This is a genomic window from Streptomyces sp. NPDC053665 (genome assembly GCF_055585285.1).
The window spans coordinates 249393-269673 of the sequence record NZ_JBVJKK010000007.1; the positions used below are offsets into that span (position 1 = coordinate 249393).

The following is a 20281-nucleotide window of genomic DNA, read 5'->3' on the forward strand; positions in this document are numbered from 1 at the left end:
CCGGCGGGCGGTCGCCCCGGTTCCGTGGGCGCTCAGTCGTCGACGAGGGCCTCGCGGTCGGCCCTGCAGTCGGCGACCGAGTCCACCAGGTCCGCGTCCACCTCGACCCGGACGGTCGCCTCGTCGTCACCGCGCACGCTGACGTCCGCCGACCCGGTCACGACGGTGTCGCCGCTGTCGTCGGTGAAGGTGACCCAGACGGTGAACGTGGCCTTGCGGGCGTTGGGGTTGCTCACCTCGACGGTCGCGTACGGGGCGGACGGTGTCGCACACCTCACCAGGCGCGCCGTGCCGTCCTCCAGGTCCCTGCCGCGGCCCGAGCCGGGCGAAGAGGTCGGTGCGGAACCGTAGTTCGGCCGACGGTTGGAGGAACCGCCGCCTGTGGACCCGTAGTCGTCGTCGTCATCGTCGTACGGGTCGTCGGAGCCGTAGGAGCCGCCCGAGCCGTACGCGCCGCCGGAGCCGGACGAGCGGGAACTGTCGTGGTCCTGGCTGGAGCTGCTGCATCCGCCGCCGCCCCCGTCACCGCCGTGCCCGCCGCCGCGGCCCCGGCCCGAGGAGAAGCCGGTCAGTGCCAGCACCACCAGAGCCGACACGGCTGTGTACCTGAGCGCACGCCCCCGAATTCGCATGACCGACAGCCTAGTGATCGCCTGTCACGGTCATGTCACTGCCTGGCGACCGGTGCGTACCCGGCGTAGCGTCGGGCGTGGAGCCGGTTCCACGCCGTCTCCCGCCGAGCGGCGGCCGCCGTCCGGAACCCCTTCCGTGCACCGGTGCGACGGCCGTCCCCCGGCCCGGCGTCAGGCCGTGCGGGCCGTTCCGGTGCCCTTCTCCGCGTCCAGCGCGTACACGCAGCGGTCCTTGCTGCACGCGTACACCACCCCGTCCCGGACCACCGGGGAGCCCGTGATCTCGCCGCCGGTGGCGAGCTTCCAGCGCAGCCGGCCGTCGTCGGCCTTGAGGGTGTAGAGCAGGTGGTCGGTGGAGCCGAAGTGGATCCGCCCCTCGGCGACCGAGGGGGCGCCGACGATGTCGCCGCCCGCCTGGAAGCGCCACTTGGGCGTGCCGGTGACCGCGTCGAGGGTGTAGAGGCCCTTGCCGCTGCCCACGTGGACGTGTCCGGCGGCGACCAGGACGGGCTCGACGGAGGCACGGGACTCGGTGGCGATGCGCCAGCGGTCGCGGCCGTCGGTGGCGTCGAGGGCGTAGACCGTGCCGAGGTAGTCGGCGAGGTAGACGCCGCCGCCGGTGACGGCCGGTCCCGGGACGAAGGCGGGCGGGCAGAGGAAGACGGCGGGCGCCTCGAAGTGCCACTTCACGTGCCCGGCCGCCACGTCGAGGGCGAGCACGCGGGTGCCTGCGCTCACGTACACGTACCCGTCGGTCCCCGGGGCGATCCGCACCGGGACGCCGCCGCAGGAGGCCGCGTCGCCGATCGGGTACGACCAGCGCTCGTCACCGGTGCGGGCGTCCAGGGCGCGCAGCCGGGCGTCCTGCCAGACGTAGACCGTGCCGTCGTGCAGGGCGGGCCCGGCCTCGGGGGACTCGAAGTCGCTCTGGCAGCCGGTGGTCTCCCACAGCTTCTGCCCGGTGGAGGCCTCCCAGCCCTGGACGCCGCCGCCGCGGGTGCCGGTGACGACGGTGCCGCGCTCGGCCTTGAGGGAGTAGACCCAGGCGTCGGTCTGCAACCGCCACAGGTCGGCGCCCTCGCGGGCGTCCAGGGCGAACAGCGTGGGGCCGTCGGAGGCGTGGATGCGCTGGTCGGCGACCGCCATGGACCAGGCGACGTCGCGGGTCTTGAAGCGGCGGCGGCCGGTGGCGACGTCCAGGGCGTGCACCTCGAAGGAGGTGACGTAGACGAGGTCGCCGGCGACCGAGGGCGTGCCCCAGACGTCGTTGGACATGCGGAAGCGCCAGGGCCGCCAGCCGCCGGCCTGCTCGGGCGGTGCCGCCGGGGCCGGGGGCGCGGCGACGGCGGGGCCCACGGCGGGGTCCGTGCCGTTGACGCCAGGGCGGGGCTTGGACCAGGAGGCGGCGAGGGCCGCCTCCGGAGGGGGCGCCTGCACGGCCGCGGCGCGGACGTCGGCGACGCGCGGACCCGGGCCGATGGGCACCTGGGCGCCGGCGAGCCGGACGGGGCCGGTGTCCGGGGCGCCGACGGGGGCGGGCACCGGCGCGGGGGACGGCACGACCGGGTCGTGCGACGGCGGGGGCGGGATGGGCGCGGGACCCGGGGCCGGGCGTCCGCCGCCGCGGCCGGCGGCGGGCTTGCCGGCCGGGCGGCCGTTGCGCCGGGACTCGATCAGGCCGACCGCCCGCTCGGGCAGCCACGCGGAGGCCGTGCCGCTGTCGTCGGAGCCGGAGCCGAACAGGTGCGGGGCGAGCTGGGCCTGGAGGTCGGCGGGGTTGGGGCGGGCCGTGGGGTCCATCTGCATACAGGACTCGATGAGCGGGCGCAGCTCGTCGGGGAGCCCTTCCAGGTCCGGCCCCTCGCGCAGCAGCATGAAGACCGTCTCGACCGGGTTGGCCCCGTGGAAGGGCGGGTGCCCGGTGGCGGCGAACACCAGCATCGAGCCGAGCGAGAACACGTCGCTGGCGCCGGTGACGCTGCGGGAGTCCTTGGCCTGCTCGGGTGACATGTAGGCGGGGGTGCCGACGGCGACGTTCGTCATCGTCAGACGGGTGTTCGACACACCGGACGCGATGCCGAAGTCGATCACGCGGGGGCCGTCCTCGACGACGAGGACGTTCGAGGGCTTGAGGTCGCGGTGCACCAGCCCGGCCCCGTGGATCGACTGCAACGCCTCGGCCACACCCGCGGCCAGCCAGCGCACCGCCTGGGCCGGCAGCGGCCCGCAGTCGTTCACTATCTCCTCGAGGGAGGGCGCCGGGACGTAGGCGGTGGCCAGCCAGGGCACGGCGGCACGGGGATCGGCGTCCACGACGGCGGCCGTGTAGAAGCCGGAGACCGCCCGGGCGGCCTCCACCTCGCGCGTGAAGCGGACCCGGAACAGCTGGTCCTCGGCCAGCTCCGTCCGGACGGTCTTGATCGCCACGCGCCGGCCCGACGCCGAGCGCGCGAGATAGACCAGCCCCATGCCGCCGGCACCCAGCCGTCCCAGCACCTCGAACGGCCCGATCCGCCGCGGATCGTGCTGCGTCAGCTGATCCACCACTCTGCCTGCCACCTCCCCGTACGAGCCGCGCCAAGCCACATCTTCCACGCGACCCCGTGCAGCGTCTCACCACCGCACCGCCATGGCGGCACGCACCCTGATTCTTCCTGGCCCGGGCCGCGGTGGCGAACCCGGTGACAATTGGGATGTGTCCGGCCACAGGCCACCAAACGCGGACCAATCACAGCCGGGTCAGCGATGCAGCAGCGCGAACGACGCCCCCTGGTCGTCGGTGACGACGGCGACGGTGCCGTAGGAGGTGCGGAAGGGCGGGGCCTGGACGCGTCCGCCGAGGCGGGTCACGTCCTCCACCGCGGCCGGCACGTCCTCGACGGCGAAGTGCACGAGGAAGTGGGGCGGCATCTCCGCCGGGAACACGTCGGACACGGGCGCGCGGCCGACGTCGGGGTCGGCGTCCGGCCCGAACAGGGCCTCGTGGAAGAGGTCGCCGTAGAAGGCGTTGGCCGCCTCGGTGTCCCGGGTGTACAGCTCGGTCCAGGCGAACGTCCCGGGCTCGTGCCGCACGCCGAAGCCCGGGTGCTCACCGGGCTGCCACAGGGCGAAGACGGCGCCCTCCGGGTCGGTGACCAGCGCCGCGACCCCGAGGTCACCGGCCGGTACCGGCGCCGAGACGACCTGCCCGCCCGCCTCCCGCACGCGCCGGGCCAGGGCCGCCGCGTCGGGGGTGGCGAAGTACACCGTCCAGACGGAGGGCAGCCGGCCGTCCATCTTGCGCACCAGCCCGGCCACGGGCTCGCCGCCCTTCAGCGCCCGCGCGAACGGGCCGAACCAGTCCTCGAAGGTCCACCCGAAGAGGTCCCCGTAGAACCGTTTGCCCGCCTCGACGTCGGGGAGCTGCGCGTCCACCCAGCAGGGGACGCCCTCCGCGTACACCGATGCCCTGTTTTCGGCCATGTCGCCAACGTAACCGGGTCGGCCGCAGCCCGCAGACCAGGCACACCGGCCCCCGAACCCTCCCGCACCCCATTTGCAGTCGGCCGAATAGCGCCCCGATCACGCGTCGGTAAGCTGACGGCATGACAGGACAAGTGCGTACCGTCGACGGCCGCGTGGCCGGCCGGCGTGGGCAGGCGACCCGGCAGAAGCTGCTCGACTGCCTCAGCGAGATGCTCAGCTCCTCCCCCTACCGGGACGTCAAGGTCATCGATGTCGCACGCAAGGCGGGCACTTCGCCCGCGACGTTCTACCAGTACTTCCCGGACGTCGAGGGCGCGGTCCTGGAGATCGCCGAGCAAATGGCCGCCGAGAGCGCCTCGTTGACCGAAACGCTGGAGGGCCGCTCCTGGGCGGGTAAGGCCGGCTGGCAGACGGCCCAGGAACTCGTCGACGGTTTCCTGGAGTTCTGGCGGCAGAACGACGCCATCCTCCGGGTGGTGGACCTGGGTGCCGCCGAGGGCGACAAGCGCTTCTCCAAGCTCCGCGCGAAGATCCTCAACTCGGTCAACACCTCCCTCGCGGGCGCCGTCACGGAGTTGCAGTCCAAGGGCCGCGTCGACAAGGACGTGAACCCGGCGGCCATGGCCGGTTCGCTGGTCGCGATGCTCGCGGCCGTGGCGTCCCACCAGAAGGGCTTCCCCGGCGTGAAGCAGGCCGACCTGAAGCCCAACCTCGCCCTGCTGGTGTATTTGGGGGTCACGGGCCGCAAGCCGACGAAGTAGCCGGCGACGGCACGCACACCTGTCACGTCCTGTCTGGCGGGCGGCGGTCCACTGCGGTGGACCGCCGCCCGCCGCCGTTTCCGGGAACAGCCGCTCCCCGTGCGGGCGTTGCCCCGGTATCCCAGCTTCCTGCCCGAAGGAGACCGCGATGGCCCTGACCCGCGAAGAGCGCGAACAGTTCCTGGCCGAGCCGCACGTCGCCGCGCTGGCGGTCGACGCGGGCCCGGGCCGCGCCCCGCTCACGGTGCCGATCTGGTACGGGTACGAGCCCGGCGGCGAGGTATGGATCATGACCGGCCTGGACTCGCGCAAGAACCAACTGATCGGCGCGGCGGGCCGGTTCACCCTGCTGGTGGACCGCCTGGAGCCCACCATCCGGTACGTGTCGGTGGAGGGCCCGGTGCTCGAGACGGTCCCCGCGACGCGTGAACAGCTGAGGGAGATCTCGGCCCGCTACCTGCCGGCCGACAAGGTCGACGGCTACGTGGACTTCGCCTGGAAGAACCACGGGGAACAGGTGGTCGTGCGGATGCGGCCGGAGCGCTGGGTCTCCTCGGACCTCGGCCAGGTCTGACACCGGCTTCCACCGGCTTCGAGGAAGCGGTCGGGCCCCGGTGGGCTTGCCGGGGGCCGCGGGGTGAGAATCGGGGGATGGCATCCGATCTCCATGAGCTGCTGCGGACCCTGCGGGTCTGGGATCCGCAGGTCACCGCGCTTGCGCCCTTCGACCCGGACACCGCGCCCGCCACCCCGCTGCCGCTGTTCGCCGAGTGGTTCGCCGCGGCGGTGTCGGCCGGCCAGACCGAGCCGCACACCATGTCCCTGGCGACCTCGGACGCCTCCGGCCTGCCCGACGTGCGGATCGTGATGCTGCACGGCGCGGACGCCGACGGCTGGTCGTTCGCCTCGCACGACGGCAGCCGCAAGGGCCGCCAGCTCGCCGCCCGCCCGTATGCCGCGCTCTGCTTCTACTGGCCGGTGCTCGGCCGCCAGGTCCGGGTGCGCGGGCGCGTGTCGGCGGCGCCGTCCGAACAGGCCCAGGGCGACCTCCACGCCCGTTCCACCGGGGCGCTGGCGGCGGCGCTGACCGGGCACCAGAGCGAGGTCCTGCCGTCCCTGGACGAGCTGGCCGGGGCCTCGGAGGCGGCGTGGGAGCGGGCCGCCACGGACCCGGCGGCCCCCGTCCCGTCCTGGACCCTCTACCGGCTGCGCCCCGAGGAGGTCGAGTTCTTCCAGGGGGACGAGCGGCGCCGGCACGTCCGCCTCCGCTACCGGCGGGAGAACCCGGAGGGCCTGCGGGACTCCTGGGCGCGCGAGCTGCTCTGGCCGTGAGACGCCCACGGCAGGCGCCCGCGCGTCGCCGTCAGGTGAAGTCGTACACCGCGAAGTCCGCGACCGGTCGGTAGCCGAGGCGCTGGTAGAGCCCGTTGCTGGTCGGGTTGGCGAGGTCCGTGAAGAGGACCACCTCGGCCGCACCCGAGGCCAGGGCGGCCCGGCCGGCCTCGGAGGTCACGGCACCGGCGTAGCCCCGGCCGCGCAGGTGGGCGGGGGTGTAGACGGTCGTGACCCGCACCTGCCCGGCGACCCGGGGCGCGACCCCGGCCATGGCGACGGGCGTGCCGTCCGGGGTCTCCCAGAGGGTGACGCCACCGCCGCGGATCCGGGCGTCCACCCACTCGGCGGCTCCCTGGGCGGTGCCCGATCCGACGGCCGCGGAGAACTCGTCGTGCCAGCGCATCAGCAGCTCGCGGTCGGCCTCGCCGGCGACCCGGGGGGCACCGGGCGGCACGGGGTCCGGCCCGGCCGGCGTGCCGAGGCGGTAGAGCCGCTGGCGCTGCCGGAGCCGGGCCGTGACGCCCGTGTGCCGATGCCACGCTCCCGCGAAGGCCTCGGCGGTGCCGCTGTCGGCGTTCACCCCGGGCAGCCGCCGGCCGAGGCGGGCCAGGAGGGCGGCGAGGGCCTCGGCCTCCCCGGGGGTGAGGCCGGTGACGTTCAGCCAGTGCGGCGGGGTCCGGAAGAAGGCCGCCCGGACCTGCCCGTCGCGCTCCAGCAGCCCGAACTCCGGGGCGCCCTCCCCGTACACGTCGGGTCCCCGCGTGCGCAGCGTCTCCGTGACCGTCAGCGGGACGGTGTGCAGCGCGGGGTCCGCGCGCAGGAACTCCCCGGCGCGGGCGAGGAAGTCCTCCAGGTCCCGGGTGGTGTACCAGGTGCCGGCTCCGGCGGCGGTGTCCGTGTGGGTGTCCATGCCTCATGGTGCCGCCGGGCCGCGTCCCGGCGCCCTCGCATTTCCGCGGGCTCAGCCCTGCTTCTTCGCGTCCTCGGCGAGGGTGTGGGCCACCAGTGCGTTGGCGTGGCCGTGCCCCAGGCCGTGTTCGGTCTTCAGCCAGCCGACCAGGTCCATGTGCCGGGTGAGCGGAGAGGAGCGGATGAGCTGCTGCCATTCGGCCACCGGCCGGCCGTACTTCTTCTCGATGGCGGGGAAGTAGCTCGCCGGGCCCTTCACGGGTGCGGTCATCTCGGGTGTCCCTTCGTGTGCGGTCACCGGATACGACCGGCGGCCCGCGCGGTCCTCATCGCCCGGCGCCGGTGACCCGCGTCACACCTCGCCGTCCGTCCGCGTGGTCCCCGCTGCCCCGGGGTCGGGGTCCGTGGCGAGCCGGGCGTGCAGATGGGCGTCCCGGAACGCGTCGTGCCGGTCCTCCTCGAAGATCGCTCCGCGCAGGGTTCCCTCGTAGGCGAATCCGCAGCGCTCGGCGATCCGGCAGGACGCCTCGTGGCCGACGGCGTGGTCCAACTCGAGCCGGTGCAACCGCAGTTCCGTGAACGACCAGCGTGCCGCGAGCAGCAGGGCCCGGGTCGCGACGCCCCGGCCGCGGGCCTCGGGCAGGACCCAGTAGCCGACGCGGGCGAACCGCAGGTGGTACTTGATCTCGTTGACGCCGATGTGGCCGAGCACGGCACCGCTGTGCGCGTCCGCGATCCGGAACGACAGCGAGGTGCCCTCCGCCGCGCTCTGCTCGCGCGCCAGCAGGGACTCCCGGGCGCTCCTGCGGTCCGTGACGGGCCGCAGCGGGGTGTTCCACCGCCGGAACTCCGGGTCCCGCAGCCCGCGCAGCCAGAGGTCCACGTCGGAGCCGGAACCGGGGTCCCAGGGGCGCAAGTGCAGTCCGTGGCCGGTCAGTTCGGGGAGTGCGTGGTCACGTGTGGGGGCCATGGGGCCATTCAAGCGCGTGGGACCCGCGGGCACCCGCCCCGCGAGGTGGGAAGGGCCGCACGGCAGGCGTCTCCCCCGGGTGCGACCGAACCGCGCACGTCCCCGGAATCGGTCACCGGGCCGCCACAACCGGGCCGGTTGCGCCATCGGCCCCACCCGCTCCCCCTACAGGCGTGATCAATCCGAAACCAATTCCGGTCTTGACCGAGACCCATCAAGCGGGTCCGTGATTACGCTCGCGCTCATGGCCGACTCCGCACCCCCCACCCACTCCCCGGCGCAGCCCGCGCCGTCCGACCGCCCCGTCTACGTCGTCGGAGGCGGCCCCGGCGGGCTCGCCGCCGCGTACGCGCTGCGCGCCCGGGGCGTGCGGGCCGTCGTCCTGGAGAAGTCCGACCGGGTCGGAGCGTCCTGGCGCCGCCACTACGACCGGCTGCACCTGCACACCACCCGCCGGCTGTCCGCCCTGCCCGGCCTGCCGATGCCCCGCCGGTTCGGGCGCTGGGTGTCCCGCGACGACGTGGTGCGCTACCTGGAGAAGTACGCCGAGCACCACCGCCTGGAGATCGTCACCGGCGTCGAGGTCTCCCGCATCGAACGCGCCCCCGACGGCACGGGCTGGCTGCTGCACGCCACCGGCGGCCGCGAGCTGACCGGCGCCGCGGTGGTCGTCGCGACCGGCTTCAACCACACCCCGCGCGTGCCGTCCTGGCCCGGCCGGGCGTCCTGGCCCGGGGAGTTCCTGCACGCCGGGGAGTACCGCAACGGCAAGCCCTACGCCGGCCGGGACGTCCTCGTGGTCGGCGTCGGCAACACCGGGGCGGAGATCGCGGTGGACCTGGTGGAGAACGGTGCCGCCCGGGTCCGGCTGGCCGTGCGCACCGTGCCGCACATCGTGCGCCGGTCGACCGCCGGGTGGGCCGCCCAGTACAGCGGCGTCCTGGTCCGCCGCCTGCCGGTCGGCCTCGTCGACCGGATCAGCCGGGTGCAGGCCAGGGTGGCCGTGCCCGACCTGTCGGCCCACGGCCTGCCGCGCCCCGACACGGGCCTGTACAGCCGCGTGAAGCAGGGGGCGATCCCGGTGCAGGACGTCGGGCTGATCGACGCGGTGCGCAAGGGCAGGGTCGAGATCGTCGCCGCCGTCGACGGCTTCGAGGAGGACGGCGGGGTGTTGCTGGCCGACGGCTCGCGGATCTCCCCGGACGCGGTGATCGCCGCCACGGGGTACGTCCGCGCCCTGGAGGACCTGGTCGGGCACCTCGACGTGCTGGACGCCCGCGGCAGGCCGGTGGCGCACGGCCCCCGCGCCCCGAGGACCGCCCCCGGCCTCTACTTCACCGGCTTCACCAACCCGATCAGCGGCAACCTCCGCGAGATGGCGATCGACGCGGTGCGCATCGCGAAGGCCGTCGCGAGGAACGAGGCGGGCCGGGCCGCCCGCCTCCCGCACTGACCCGCCGCTCGTCACGACACGCTCGGAGGAGCGGCCGTCGTCCGCCCCGACCGCCCGGAACCCCCCGAGCTCAGACCGCCGCCGGTACGGCCGCCGGCGTGCTGCGGCGGATCACCAGCGCCATCAGCGCCGCCGCCGCGCACAGCGCCCCCGAGGCGTACCAGACGACGTCGTAGGAGCCGAACGCGTCGCGCGCGACCCCGCCCAGGAAGGCGACCAGGGCCGCGCCGACCTGGTGGGAGGCGAGGACCCAGCCGAAGACGATGGCGCTGTCCTCGCCGTAATGCTCGCGGCACAGCGCCAGGGTGGGCGGGACGGTGGCGACCCAGTCGAGGCCGTAGAAGACGATGAAGAAGACCATCGGCGGGTGGACGCTCGGGCCCAGCAGGATCGGCAGGAACATCAGGGACACGCCGCGCAGGGCGTAGTAGACGGCCAGCAGGCGGCGCGGCGGGAAGCGGTCCGTGAACCAGCCGGAGGCGATGGTGCCGACGACGTCGAAGACGCCGATGACCGCGAGCAGCGAGGCGGCGGCCGTGACCGGCATGTGGTGGTCGTGGGCGGCGGGGATGAAGTGGGTCTGGATCAGCCCGTTGGTGGAGGCACCGCAGATCGCGAAGGTGCCGGCGAGCAGCCAGAACGGGCCGGTGCGCGCGGCCGAGAACAGCACGGTCACGGCCCGCCGGGCGGCCCCGGTGACGGGCGCCGGCTTGGCGACGAACTCCACGGCCCCGTACGGCTTGTGGTCCACGTCGGCCGGGTGGTCGTGCAGCAGCAGCCACACGAACGGCACGACCGCCAGCGCGGCGAGGGCCACCGTCACGGCCGCCGGCCGCCAGTCGTGGCGGTCGATGATCCACGACAGCAACGGCAGGAAGATCAGCTGCCCGGAGGCGGACGCGGCGGTGAGGATGCCGCTGACGAGACCGCGGCGGGTGGTGAACCACCGGTTGGTGACGGTCGCCGCGAAGGCCAGCGCCATGGAGCCCGACCCGAGGCCGACCAGCAGTCCCCAGCACAGCATCAGCTGCCAGGCCGCCGTCATCCACACGGTCAGGCCGGAGCCCAGCGCGATCAGCGTGAGGGCGACCGCGACGACCCGGCGGATGCCGAACCGGTCCATCAGGGCCGCCGCGAACGGGGCCGTCAGGCCGTAGAGCGCGAGATTGACGGAGACGGCGGCGCCGATCGTGCCGCGCGACCAGTCGAACTCCTCGTGCAGCGGGTCGATCAGCAGACCCGGCACGGAGCGGAAGGCGGCGGCGCCGATGATCGTCACGAAGGTGACGGCGGCGACGAACCAGGCGCGGTGCACACGGTGACGGCGGGACTTCGGCGGCTGCTCGACGGCCGCTGCTTCGGTTGTCTGGCTCACGTCATAGAGCTTCGGGCCCCCGTCGCCCCGCAGCGAGTGGCCCGAGGGACAGCATTCGCTAGGATCGGGCCATGACCCCGTCCAGTGCAGCACCCGGAGCCCGGCCGGAGCCCGGCTTCCACCCCCACCGCGTCGTCGTCCTCGCGCTCGACGGGCTGCTCCCCTTCGAACTGGGCATCCCCCACCGCATCTTCGGCCGCCCCCGGGACGACCGCGGGCGGCACCTGTACGAGGTCGTGACCTGCTCGGTCCGGCCGCCCGGCCCGGTCGAGACCGACGCCGACTTCGCCGTCCACGTCCCGCACGGCCCGGAGGCCCTGGCCACGGCCGACACGGTGATCGTCCCGGCGTCGTACGAGCTGGGCCCGGTCTATGACCAGGGCGTGCTGACCGAGGAGCTCGCCGCCGCGCTGGCCCGGATCCGGCCGGGCACCCGGCTGGCCTCGATCTGCAACGGCGCCCACGTCCTGGCCGCCGCCGGCTACCTCGACGGGCGCCGCGCCACCACCCACTGGGCCGACGCCGACCACCTGCAGCGGCTGTTCCCGCAGGTGGAGGTGGATCCGGACGTGCTGTTCATCGACGACGGCGACGTGCTGACCTCGGCGGGCGTCGCGGCCGGCATCGACCTGTGCCTGCACATGGTGCGCCGCGACCACGGCGCGGCCGTCGCCAACGAGGTGGCCCGCCGCACGGTCGTGCCGCCGCACCGCGACGGCGGGCAGGCGCAGTACATCGAGCGGCCGGTGCCCGATCCGCAGCAGGCGTCCACCACCACCGCGCGCGCCTGGGCCCTGGGTCGTCTCCACGAGCCGATCCAGCTGCGCGACATGGCCGCGCAGGAGTCCATGTCGGTGCGCACCTTCACGCGCCGCTTCCGCGAGGAGACGGGCGTCAGCCCCGGCCAGTGGCTCACCCAGCAGCGGGTGGAGCGGGCCCGCCACCTCCTGGAGTCCACCGACCGCTCCGTCGACCAGGTGGCCCGGGAGGCCGGCTTCGGCACGGCCCAGTCGATGCGCCAGCACCTCCAGGCGGCACTCGGCGTCACCCCGACCGCCTACCGCCGCACCTTCCGCGCCCAGAACCCGGCGCCCGCCGCCCCCGCGGCCTGAGCACCGCCGCCCCCGCGACCTGAGCCCCGCCGCCCCCGCGACCTGGACACCGGCGGCGTCCACTCCGGGCCTCGCAACCGTCGCACCCGGTCCCCCGCGGCCGTCCCGCCCGGGCCCCGCCCGCCGTCCACAGCCTGTGGACAACTTTCGGACGGCGCCACTCCCCCTGTGGAGGTGGCGGCGCCGCGCTGCTCGCCCCGAGCACGGCAGCGCGCGCCACCCCCGACTCCGGCGCTCCCACCCCCGGCTTCCAGGACCTGACGGAAACCGACGCCGAATTCACGACCCGCACTCGCCGAGGACCGCCACCACCGGGGCCCTCGCCGTCCCCTCACGGCGAATCGATGCCCACCAGCGTGATCAGCCGGTCACGAGCAGTCAACTGCCGATCGGCGATATGTCCCTTGTGGGGCTTTCACTGCGGGCGCGCACGGAAGCACGGCCCGGCGCACCCTCGGGTGTCCAGGGGAAACGGCCGGCTCGGCATGCACCCGTGCCCCCGCTCCGCCGCACGGCCGTGCGGCATGTGCCCCGGGGCGGAACCGGCGTCCTACACGGCCTCGTACGCCGCCAGCCCGTCGAAGGCGGCCTCGCCGGCGCCGCCGTACACCATCGCGCCGCCCGGGCACGAGGTCGTGACGTCGCGGGCCGCGGCGCAGCGGTCCACCTCGCACCAGATGCGCTTGCCGCCGGCCTCGACGCTCCAGCCCCAGCGGTCCGCGAGCCCGTCGACGAGGGCCAGGCCCCGGCCGCCCGTCGCCTCGTCGCTCGCGCAGCGGGGCACGGGGGCCCGGCCACTGCGGTCGGCGACCTCGAGCCGGACGGTGGCCTCGTCCGTCACCACGGGCGGCAGGGAGAGCAGCAGCAGGGCGGGGCGGCCGGTGTGCAGCACGGCGTTGGTGACGAGCTCGGAGACGAGCAGGATCAGCGTCTCGGCGAGCGGCTCATCGGCCTGTATGCCCGACCCGGCCAGGCGCGAGCGGGCCCACCGTCGCGCCCGCCCCACCTCTGCGGGGTCGGGCCGGATCTCCAGCTGCACTTGAAGCACCTGCACCGCTCACACCATCCGAACCGGCGGACACTTAGGCTCGCGCCTCACGAGGGCCACGATCGTAGCCATTTCCTGCATGGCCAGAACAACGGCCGGGACAGGGATCACGGAATGTGCATCCCTTGTGGGACAGCATGGTTGACGTACAGTCACCCCAACAAGCGCTTCGGGCATATTCCAGCGCGAAGGAGTACCCCTGCGGCATACTGTGCGACGCTCCTCAGGGGCAGTCGAACATGCGGCGCCACCGGGTCCCACCGCGCTCAGAGCCACTCGCATCTCACCCAAGGTACCGGAGGGGCCGCCGACTCCGGGCGGTGACGGGACAAGCGGGAGGACACAGAGCGGTATCAACGCTCCGTGATCACGCACTGCCACGATCCGCGACACGGTCCGGGACCATCGGGGCGACAGCGCAGTCAGGCGAAGGGTCGGGCCCCTGGGGCCGGAGACAACGCCCGGACGGCATCGTCACCGTGTGTCACGGTGCGGCTGCGAGGCGTTCGAACCCGTATGCGCCCCGGGAGGGCGCCGCGGCCCGGACTGCCAGGTGAGGACCGTGCCGCGGGGCGGGCGGAGGCGGCGGCGAGATCCCGGCACGACGGGTGCCCCGGAGCGGGGAGCGGGAGGGCGGGGCCGGCCCGGCGGGTGGGCGGCGGCCACCGCGGGGGCGTCACACACGCCTTCGCGGGACGCGGCCGGGCGGCGCCGCGCACCGGCGCGCCACCGCCGGGAGGGCGTCGGCGGGACGGCCGAACTGCTCGCGCGGCCGGGCGTGTTGCCCGGCGGGCGTCGAACAGGGCTTCTCACACCGTCAGTTCTGGCGGAACGATCCGGCGGTCGCGCTCCGCCGGGCGCCGGCACCGCGAGTTGGGGGACGCCCTTCCGCGGGGCGTGCCCCGCGGAAGGCGCCGCGCCTACTCGGGCACGGTGAAGTAGCGGGCGAAGGCGGGCACGACCTCTGCCTCCCCGACCTTGCCGTCGCCGTCCGCGTCGAGCGCTCCGGCCGCCCGGCCGGCGAGCTCCTCGGGAACGCCGAGGCACTTCAGCACGCGGGCGGCTTCCTCGACCGTCGCCGTGCCGTCACCGTCCGCGCCGGCGACGTCCAGGGCCGCGTGCAGGAACGGCCGGGCGATCTCGGCGAACCGGTCCGGGTTGTCGCGCAGTCGCTTGACCGCGCCGTTGACGAACTCCTCGCGCGTGATGCGCTGGTCGCCGTCGCGGTCCGCGATCCCGGCCATGCCCTGCCAGAAGGCCTCGGCGCCGCCGTACAGCGCCTGCCCTCTGTCGGAGCGGGCCGCCACGGCGAACTCGCCGAGGAGCGCCTTGGCCGCCCCGTAGAAGTCCTCGCGGTCGATGTAGCCGTTGCCGTCCTGGTCGAAGCCGGCGAACCGGTCGGCGATCCTGCGCTCGTACTCGCTGCTGACCATGTCTGTTTCGGGCCGCCTTACGTCGGGTGGGGTACGTCCGGGTCGGAGCGTACGACGGAGGGGACTGTCCGGGCGCGGGAAAGCGCGACTTGTACCCGGACCGGGGGCGATCCGGGACGGAGGTGTGGCCGGACCGCGACACCGGGTCCGCTGTGCGTCACCGCCGCTCAGGCGGAGAGGGGTTCGCCCTCGTCGCCGAGGGCCGCGTCCAGGTCGGCGTAGACGTCGAAGAGCCTGCGCACGCCCAGCGCCCCGAGCACGCGGTTGACGTGGGAGCCGTCCGCCGCACCGCGGGCGGGCAGCACGAGGCGCAACCGGCCCTGGCAGGAGCGGATCAGCCGGCGGACGGCGATCAGCACGCCGACGCCGCTGGAGTCGCAGAAGAACACCTCGGACAGGTCGAGGACCAGACAGTGGCGCCCTTCGGCCACCACGTCGTGCACGCGCTGACGCAGCACCGGTGACGTCACCAGGTCCAGTTCGCCCGACACCAGGAGCACGGACCATGCGCCCTGCTCACCGTCGGTCACTTTGAAGGTCACCACCACGCCCCTCGCTCGCCCGAACGGAAGCAGTCCCTACGCTTCCTTGCTGCGCGGCTGCCCAGCGGCCGTTCCCTGAAACGCGGGCCGTAAAACTGATCCCCCGGGGAAGAGGCCGGATCCAGTCGACTTCGATCCTGTTCGATCCCTTTCGGACCGGTGCGATCGGAGGCGGGTGGGGAGGCGCGAGCCCGACTCCACACGGTGCACGCGCCGGTGGTCCTCTACCACCTGCGGCTCGCCAGGGGGCGCACATTGGCACAAAGGGGCGTGCGCCACCGTACGTGCCGACTACATTCGAGGAGACGTCGGGCACAGGCTGGACGGGGAACGGGCGCGAAGGACGAGCAGGGGGTGACGGAGCCACATGGCCAAAAAGGACGTACCGCCTCGCTGGGACCGCAAGATGCAGCAGCGGCTGGCCCGCGGGGAGGCCGCCGCCCTGGGTGAGATGTACGACCGCTTCGCCTCCCTCGTGCACGGCCTCGCCCACCGCGTCCTCGGCGACGAACGCGCCGCCGACGGCATCACCCGCGAGGTCTTCGTCCACGTCTGGGAACACCCCGACTCCTACGACCCCCGCAAGGGCCCGCTGCGCACCTGGGTGGCGACCCTGACCCACCGGCTCGCGCTGCAACGGCTGCGCGCCACCGAGACCGCCGCCCTGGCCCGCGAGGGCGCGGGCAGCGCCGAGGAACTGGAGCTCAGGGTGCGCAGCGCCTCGGTCGCTGCCCGGGCCGACTACATCGTCCAGTCCATGCCGGTCCCGCTGCGCTCGGCCCTGGAGCGGGCCTACTTCCAGCGCCGGGACTACCGCCAGACCGCGGCCGACCTCGGCATCACCGAGGACGAGGCCCGCCGCCGCCTGCGCCTGGGCCTCCAACTGCTGTCCACGGCCCACGACACACACGCCCCGGGCGCACCGCCCGGATACGGGGGTGCGGTGTGAACGGCCCGGACCGCTCCGAGGCGTACGACGGCCATGACGAGGGGGACGGCCACGGGCACGGCGACCGGGACGCGGTCCCCGATGCCGGACGGGACCCGGCCGGGCAGCCCCGCATACCGCTCCCCCGGGCGTCCGTCGAGGACGGCGACGTGCCCCTGCCCGCACCGACGGACCCCGGCGAGGCCCTCGCACGGCCGTCCCGCCCCGTGTTGGAGCACGCCGTGCTGAAGTCCCTGCTGGGCGCGTGGGCGCTGGCCGCGTGCTCGGCCGAGGAGGCGACGGCCGTCGAGGAGCACCTCGGTGCCTGCGGCGGGTGCGCGGACGAGGCGCGGCGGCTGCGCGAGGCGGTCGGGCTGCTCCAGCGCCCCGACAGCCTCGACCTCGACCCGGGCCTGCGCACCCGGGTCCTCCAGACCTGCCTGGAGCGCCGCCCGCCCCGCATCCCCGTGCCCGACTGGGCCGCCGCCTACGACGCCGAGACCGCGCGCCTGGACGCCCTGCTCCAGGACTTCGGCGACGCCGAGTGGCACGCCCCGGTACGGCTGCGCTGGTTCCGCTCCGACGAGTCGACGAGCCGCCGCACCACCGTCGCCGGCGTGATCGCGCACCTGCTCAGTGTGGACGGCATGGTGGCGGTCGCGCTCGGTCTGGACGACCCGCTGGGCGAGGTCCCCGCGCAGCGGCCGACCCCGTCGGCCCGCACGGAGGCGTACTGGCGCGCCTCCCACTTCCCGCCCACGCGCGCCGTGCGGGGCCCCTGGCGCGAGCAGAGCCACAGCCTGGTCCGCACGGTGTCCTTCACGGGCGGCGGGGCGGGCAGGATGCCCATCTCCTTCGGGGAGTTCGAGCTTCCCCTGCACGACGCGATGCTCGACCGGGCCTTCGAGTGCTGGGTGCACGCCGAGGACATCGCGGACGCGGTGGACTACCCCTACGACCCGCCCTCGCCGCGCCATCTGCACCGCATGATCGACCTCGCCGCGCGCATGCTGCCGACGGCCCTGGCCCACCGCCGCCGCACCGGTCTCGCCGCTCCGGCTCCGCACCGGCACCTGGTCGCGGCGGGCGAGCCGGGCCGCAGTCTCCGTCTGGAGATCGAGGGGTCGGGCGGGGGCGAGTGGCTGATTCCCCTCGACTCCCCCGCGGCCAAGGGCTCCGCCGAGCACGAGGTGGCCCATGTGGCGCTGGACGGCGTCGAGTTCTGCCGCCTGGCCGCCGGTCACGTGCCCCCGCAGGAGGCGGCGGCCGGTCAGGTGGGAGACAGGCAGGCAATCAGGGACGTGCTCTTCGCGGCGGCGTCACTGAGCAGGATGTAGCGCCCGGCGGCGGGCACCCGCCCCTCGCCGTAGCCCGCGGGTCCCTCAGGCGAACACCACGGTCCGTCGCCCGTTGAGCAGGATCCTCCGCTCGGCGTGCCACTTCACCGCCCGCGCCAGCGCCTGGCACTCCACGTCCCGCCCGATCGCCACCAGCTGGTCCGGCGTGACGTCGTGCCCGACCCGCTCGACCTCCTGCTCGATGATCGGGCCCTCGTCGAGGTCGGCCGTCACATAGTGGGCCGTCGCCCCGATCAGCTTCACGCCCCGGGCGTGCGCCTGGTGGTACGGCTTCGCGCCCTTGAAGCTCGGCAGGAACGAGTGGTGGATGTTGATGATCCGCCCGCTCAGCTGCTTGCACAGGTCGTCCGAGAGGACCTGCATGTAGCGGGCGAGCACGACCAGCTCCACGCCCTCCGCGCGCACGATCTCCAGCAGCCGCGCCTCGGCCTCGGGCTTGTTGTCCCTCGTCACCGGGATGTGGTGGAAGGGGATGTTGTACGAGGCCACCAGTTCGGCGAAGTCGGTGTGGTTGGACACCACGCCCGCGATGTCGACGGGCAGTGCCCCGATCCGGGCCCGGAACAGCAGGTCGTTCAGGCAGTGCCCGAACCTGCTGACCATCAGCACGACCCGCATCCGGTCCTCGGCCCGGTGGATCTGCCAGTCCATCTGGAAGGAGTCGCCGATCGCGGCGAAGCTGGCGCGCAGCTTGTCCACGGTGACGGGCGCGTCCGCCGAGAAGTGGACCCGCATGAAGAACAGTCCCGTGTCGTGGTCGCCGAACTGCTGGCTGTCCTCGATGTTGCACCCGGTCATGAACAGGTAGCTCGACACGGCGTGCACGATGCCCTTCCTGTCCGGACAGGAGAGGGTGAGGACGTACTGGTCGGGCGGGACCGGGGCGCTGGAGGACTGCTCGCTCATGCCGAACAGGTTCCCACAAGGGATGGCGGCACCGGCAATCGTCCCGATCCTCGGACCAGCGGCGACGACCGACGGGCCGCCGCGGTGCCGCCCGGCCGTCCCGCCCGCTCCGCGCAGGCTAGGCGGACCTCGTCATGAGGTGCAGGACCTCCAGGCTGCGGGGCGGGAAGTCGGGCTCCTCGCCGTCACTCGCCGCCAGCCGCACATGGGCTTCCCGGGCCGCCCCGACCGCCTCCGGCCACGCCTCGTGCTCCAGGTACGCGGCGACCGGGGCGTCCGGCCCCACCTGGTGCATGATCCGCAGCACCCGCAGCACGGCCGTGTCGACCAGCGCCGCCTCCTGCGCGTCGCGGAAGATCGTGCCGACGTACTTCTCCGCCGACCAGTGGTCCAGCCAGGTGTCCTCCACCAGCCGGTACACCGCGTCGGTCACGTCGCCGTAGCCCTCCACGCCGGCCAGCCAGACGTCCCGCTGGAAGGCGGGATCGGAGAGCATGTGCAGCGCCGAGCGCACATTGCTGCGCCAGCGCCACCACGGCATGTCGTTGACAGGCATGCCGCCCATGGTGGAGGAGCGACGGCCACGACGGGAAGAGTTCTCCGAAGCTTGCACGGTCATCGATCGTACGTTCCCCTCCACATCGATCACACCAACCCCCGCTGTTCACCTGTCCGTCACCGTCCGTTGAGCACGGGTCACTCACGGGTTGGTCGTGTGACGGAATCGTGCCGACCCATGACCGGCATGCGACGCACCCGCAGTCCATTCCTCCCCGGCCTCCTCGCCCGCCACGCCAGAGACGGCGTCGTGGCGGCGGGCGCGGCGGCCGTGTGCGCGGTGCTCCTCGCCGGCTGCGGTGTCGTCCCCGGCACCACGGGGGGAGCCGGGGACGACACCGTCACCGTCATGACCTGGGCGCCGCAGGACACCCGGGCCACCAACAAGCCCGGGATGCCCGCCTTCGCCGAGGCGTACGCCCGCTGGATCAACAACCGGGGCGGGCTCAACGGCCGCAAGCTCAACGTCCTGACCTGCAACGACCACAACGACAGCGTGGCCGCCGCGAAGTGCGCGCGCCGCGCCGTCAAGGAGAACGCCGTCGCGGTGGTCGGATCGTACAGCCAGCACGCCGACTCCTTCTTCCCGTCACTGGAGGGCGCCGGCATCCCCTACATCGGCGGCTACGGCATCACCACCGCCGAGTTCACCAGCCCCCTGTCCTACCCCGTCAACGGAGGCCAGCCCGCGCTGCTGGCCGGTCTGGGCCGGGAGCTCGCCCGCTGCGGTCCGGTCGCCCTGGTGCGGCCCGACACCCTCACGGGCGACCAGCTGCCGCCGCTGCTCGACTCGGGCCTGAAGACGGGCGGCCACGAGGGCTCCCGGGACCAGCGGGCGGCGGAGGACGCCACCGAGTACGACGAGCAGGCCGCGCGGGCGCTGCGCGCCACGACCGCCGACCCGGAGGAGCAGGGGTGCGTGGTCCCGGCGCTCGGCGACCGCAACAGCACCTTCATGGACTCCTTCCGCCGCGCCCGCGAGGACTACCCGGACGTCCGCACGGCCACGGTGCTCGGCAGCGTCGACCAGACCGTGATCGACGCGACCGGCGGCGCCTCGGGCCCGTACGAGGGGTCGTACCTCACGGGCTGGTACCCGGTGGTGACCGATGCGCGCTGGGACGGGATGAAGCAGGTGATCCGGGAGGAGGCCTTCGGCGACAACCGCGTCGACCCCGCCGATGCCGGGGTGCAGACGACGTACATCGCCTACACCGTCCTGCGCAAGGCCGTCGAGTCGCTGGGCGGCGGCCGGGTCAGCGCCGACACCCTCACCGAGGCCCTCGACGACGGGCTGAGGATCGGCACGGGCGGGCTGACGCCGACGCTGCGCTGGCAGTTCCAGGACAAGCTCGCCGGCGTCGGCTTCCCCCGCCTGGTCAACGCGAACGTGACCCTCCAGGTCGTGCGCGAGGGGCGGCTGGTGGCGGCGCGCAAGGGCTTCACCGACACCACGCGGACGCTCCAGGACGCCGACGTGGCCTACTGAGCGGCGC

At 73.9% G+C, this 20281-nt stretch carries 20 protein-coding genes; 8 read left to right on the forward strand and 12 right to left on the reverse strand.

What is annotated here, in order from left to right; translation table 11 throughout:
- Nucleotides 1-32: 32 nt before the first annotated feature.
- The 3 genes from ACZ6ZN_RS26925 to kbpA form a co-directional block, all read right to left on the reverse strand.
- A complete protein-coding gene (locus ACZ6ZN_RS26925; RefSeq protein ID WP_469650175.1) occupies nt 33-596 on the reverse strand; it encodes a hypothetical protein in 564 nt (187 codons plus the stop codon).
- Between the two features lie 207 nt (nt 597-803).
- On the reverse strand, nt 804-3179 hold the full coding sequence (gene afsK / locus ACZ6ZN_RS26930; protein ID WP_469650177.1) for a protein serine/threonine kinase AfsK: 2376 nt from the start codon (nt 3177-3179) through the stop codon (nt 804-806).
- 192 nt (nt 3180-3371) lie between these two features.
- Nucleotides 3372-4094: an AfsK-binding protein KbpA gene (gene kbpA, locus ACZ6ZN_RS26935; RefSeq protein ID WP_451876670.1), complete on the reverse strand. Its 723-nt coding sequence runs from the start codon at nt 4092-4094 to the stop codon at nt 3372-3374.
- 134 nt (nt 4095-4228) lie between these two features.
- Between kbpA and ACZ6ZN_RS26940 the strand changes: the two genes are divergently transcribed.
- The 3 genes from ACZ6ZN_RS26940 to ACZ6ZN_RS26950 all read left to right on the forward strand — a co-directional run bounded on the left by ACZ6ZN_RS26940 (nt 4229) and on the right by ACZ6ZN_RS26950 (nt 6190).
- Nucleotides 4229-4858, forward strand: coding sequence for a TetR family transcriptional regulator (locus tag ACZ6ZN_RS26940; protein WP_398111144.1), 630 nt, complete (start codon nt 4229-4231; stop codon nt 4856-4858).
- 148 nt (nt 4859-5006) lie between these two features.
- The gene (locus tag ACZ6ZN_RS26945) at nt 5007-5432 is read left to right on the forward strand and encodes a pyridoxamine 5'-phosphate oxidase family protein (RefSeq protein ID WP_451878782.1); all 426 of its coding nucleotides are present in this window, start codon (nt 5007-5009) and stop codon (nt 5430-5432) included.
- 77 nt (nt 5433-5509) lie between these two features.
- On the forward strand, nt 5510-6190 hold the full coding sequence (locus ACZ6ZN_RS26950; RefSeq protein WP_469650181.1) for a pyridoxine/pyridoxamine 5'-phosphate oxidase: 681 nt from the start codon (nt 5510-5512) through the stop codon (nt 6188-6190).
- Nucleotides 6191-6221: 31 nt separating this feature from the next.
- Here the strand turns inward: ACZ6ZN_RS26950 and ACZ6ZN_RS26955 are convergent, their stop codons facing one another.
- The 3 genes from ACZ6ZN_RS26955 to ACZ6ZN_RS26965 all read right to left on the reverse strand — a co-directional run bounded on the left by ACZ6ZN_RS26955 (nt 6222) and on the right by ACZ6ZN_RS26965 (nt 8072).
- The gene (locus ACZ6ZN_RS26955; protein ID WP_469650184.1) at nt 6222-7103 is read right to left on the reverse strand and encodes a GNAT family N-acetyltransferase; all 882 of its coding nucleotides are present in this window, start codon (nt 7101-7103) and stop codon (nt 6222-6224) included.
- A gap of 51 nt (nt 7104-7154) precedes the next feature.
- Nucleotides 7155-7373 carry a DUF4287 domain-containing protein gene (locus ACZ6ZN_RS26960; RefSeq protein ID WP_451878784.1) on the reverse strand — a complete coding sequence of 73 codons (219 nt, stop codon included), beginning with the start codon at nt 7371-7373 and terminating at the stop codon, nt 7155-7157.
- A gap of 81 nt (nt 7374-7454) precedes the next feature.
- Entirely contained in the window at nt 7455-8072 is a 618-nt protein-coding gene (locus tag ACZ6ZN_RS26965; RefSeq protein ID WP_469650186.1) for a GNAT family N-acetyltransferase, read from the reverse strand.
- A gap of 244 nt (nt 8073-8316) precedes the next feature.
- Here ACZ6ZN_RS26965 and ACZ6ZN_RS26970 point away from each other — a divergent pair, with 244 nt between their 5' ends.
- The gene (locus ACZ6ZN_RS26970) at nt 8317-9525 is read left to right on the forward strand and encodes a flavin-containing monooxygenase (protein ID WP_469650189.1); all 1209 of its coding nucleotides are present in this window, start codon (nt 8317-8319) and stop codon (nt 9523-9525) included.
- A gap of 70 nt (nt 9526-9595) precedes the next feature.
- Here the strand turns inward: ACZ6ZN_RS26970 and ACZ6ZN_RS26975 are convergent, their stop codons facing one another.
- Nucleotides 9596-10900, reverse strand: a complete 1305-nt coding sequence (locus ACZ6ZN_RS26975) for an MFS transporter (RefSeq protein ID WP_469650192.1) — start codon at nt 10898-10900, stop codon at nt 9596-9598.
- A gap of 71 nt (nt 10901-10971) precedes the next feature.
- On the opposite strand from ACZ6ZN_RS26975, the gene ACZ6ZN_RS26980 reads away from it, so the two are divergent.
- The gene (locus ACZ6ZN_RS26980) at nt 10972-12012 is read left to right on the forward strand and encodes a GlxA family transcriptional regulator (protein WP_469650195.1); all 1041 of its coding nucleotides are present in this window, start codon (nt 10972-10974) and stop codon (nt 12010-12012) included.
- Between the two features lie 550 nt (nt 12013-12562).
- On the opposite strand, the gene ACZ6ZN_RS26985 is transcribed toward ACZ6ZN_RS26980, so the two are convergent.
- From ACZ6ZN_RS26985 to ACZ6ZN_RS26995, 3 genes are all read right to left on the reverse strand, one after another.
- The gene (locus ACZ6ZN_RS26985) at nt 12563-13051 is read right to left on the reverse strand and encodes an ATP-binding protein (RefSeq protein WP_469650506.1); all 489 of its coding nucleotides are present in this window, start codon (nt 13049-13051) and stop codon (nt 12563-12565) included.
- A 929-nt stretch (nt 13052-13980) separates the two neighbouring features.
- Nucleotides 13981-14493 (reverse strand): EF-hand domain-containing protein, encoded by a 513-nt coding sequence (locus ACZ6ZN_RS26990; RefSeq protein WP_398110978.1) that lies wholly within the window; start codon nt 14491-14493, stop codon nt 13981-13983.
- Between the two features lie 167 nt (nt 14494-14660).
- Nucleotides 14661-15041, reverse strand: coding sequence for an STAS domain-containing protein (locus ACZ6ZN_RS26995; protein ID WP_398110977.1), 381 nt, complete (start codon nt 15039-15041; stop codon nt 14661-14663).
- Nucleotides 15042-15402: 361 nt separating this feature from the next.
- Between ACZ6ZN_RS26995 and ACZ6ZN_RS27000 the strand changes: the two genes are divergently transcribed.
- Entirely contained in the window at nt 15403-15984 is a 582-nt protein-coding gene (locus ACZ6ZN_RS27000; RefSeq protein WP_469650199.1) for a sigma-70 family RNA polymerase sigma factor, read from the forward strand.
- Entirely contained in the window at nt 15966-17300 is a 1335-nt protein-coding gene (locus tag ACZ6ZN_RS27005) for a zf-HC2 domain-containing protein (RefSeq protein ID WP_469650508.1), read from the forward strand. The genes ACZ6ZN_RS27000 and ACZ6ZN_RS27005 overlap by 19 nt, the downstream gene beginning before the upstream one ends.
- A gap of 45 nt (nt 17301-17345) precedes the next feature.
- On the opposite strand, the gene purU is transcribed toward ACZ6ZN_RS27005, so the two are convergent.
- Both purU and ACZ6ZN_RS27015 read right to left on the reverse strand, forming a co-directional pair.
- Entirely contained in the window at nt 17346-18227 is an 882-nt protein-coding gene (gene purU, locus ACZ6ZN_RS27010; RefSeq protein WP_398110974.1) for a formyltetrahydrofolate deformylase, read from the reverse strand.
- A gap of 118 nt (nt 18228-18345) precedes the next feature.
- A complete protein-coding gene (locus ACZ6ZN_RS27015) occupies nt 18346-18846 on the reverse strand; it encodes an SCO4402 family protein (RefSeq protein ID WP_398110973.1) in 501 nt (166 codons plus the stop codon).
- A 117-nt stretch (nt 18847-18963) separates the two neighbouring features.
- On the opposite strand from ACZ6ZN_RS27015, the gene ACZ6ZN_RS27020 reads away from it, so the two are divergent.
- Nucleotides 18964-20274 carry an ABC transporter substrate-binding protein gene (locus ACZ6ZN_RS27020; RefSeq protein ID WP_451878791.1) on the forward strand — a complete coding sequence of 437 codons (1311 nt, stop codon included), beginning with the start codon at nt 18964-18966 and terminating at the stop codon, nt 20272-20274.
- Nucleotides 20275-20281 lie beyond the last annotated feature (7 nt).

What these genes read in the sequence shown, in the direction of transcription:
- purU (WP_398110974.1), bottom strand. Translation starts at nt 18,227, where the DNA reads ATGAGCGAGCAGTCCTCCAGCGCCCCGGTCCCGCCCGACCAGTACGTC.
- ACZ6ZN_RS27000 (WP_469650199.1), top strand. Translation starts at nt 15,403, where the DNA reads ATGGCCAAAAAGGACGTACCGCCTCGCTGGGACCGCAAGATGCAGCAG.
- kbpA (WP_451876670.1), bottom strand. Translation starts at nt 4,094, where the DNA reads ATGGCCGAAAACAGGGCATCGGTGTACGCGGAGGGCGTCCCCTGCTGG.
- ACZ6ZN_RS26990 (WP_398110978.1), bottom strand. Translation starts at nt 14,493, where the DNA reads ATGGTCAGCAGCGAGTACGAGCGCAGGATCGCCGACCGGTTCGCCGGC.
- ACZ6ZN_RS26945 (WP_451878782.1), top strand. Translation starts at nt 5,007, where the DNA reads ATGGCCCTGACCCGCGAAGAGCGCGAACAGTTCCTGGCCGAGCCGCAC.
- ACZ6ZN_RS26950 (WP_469650181.1), top strand. Translation starts at nt 5,510, where the DNA reads ATGGCATCCGATCTCCATGAGCTGCTGCGGACCCTGCGGGTCTGGGAT.
- ACZ6ZN_RS27020 (WP_451878791.1), top strand. Translation starts at nt 18,964, where the DNA reads ATGACCGGCATGCGACGCACCCGCAGTCCATTCCTCCCCGGCCTCCTC.
- ACZ6ZN_RS26970 (WP_469650189.1), top strand. Translation starts at nt 8,317, where the DNA reads ATGGCCGACTCCGCACCCCCCACCCACTCCCCGGCGCAGCCCGCGCCG.
- ACZ6ZN_RS26965 (WP_469650186.1), bottom strand. Translation starts at nt 8,072, where the DNA reads ATGGCCCCCACACGTGACCACGCACTCCCCGAACTGACCGGCCACGGA.
- ACZ6ZN_RS26980 (WP_469650195.1), top strand. Translation starts at nt 10,972, where the DNA reads ATGACCCCGTCCAGTGCAGCACCCGGAGCCCGGCCGGAGCCCGGCTTC.
- ACZ6ZN_RS26960 (WP_451878784.1), bottom strand. Translation starts at nt 7,373, where the DNA reads ATGACCGCACCCGTGAAGGGCCCGGCGAGCTACTTCCCCGCCATCGAG.
- ACZ6ZN_RS26955 (WP_469650184.1), bottom strand. Translation starts at nt 7,103, where the DNA reads ATGGACACCCACACGGACACCGCCGCCGGAGCCGGCACCTGGTACACC.
- ACZ6ZN_RS27015 (WP_398110973.1), bottom strand. Translation starts at nt 18,846, where the DNA reads ATGACCGTGCAAGCTTCGGAGAACTCTTCCCGTCGTGGCCGTCGCTCC.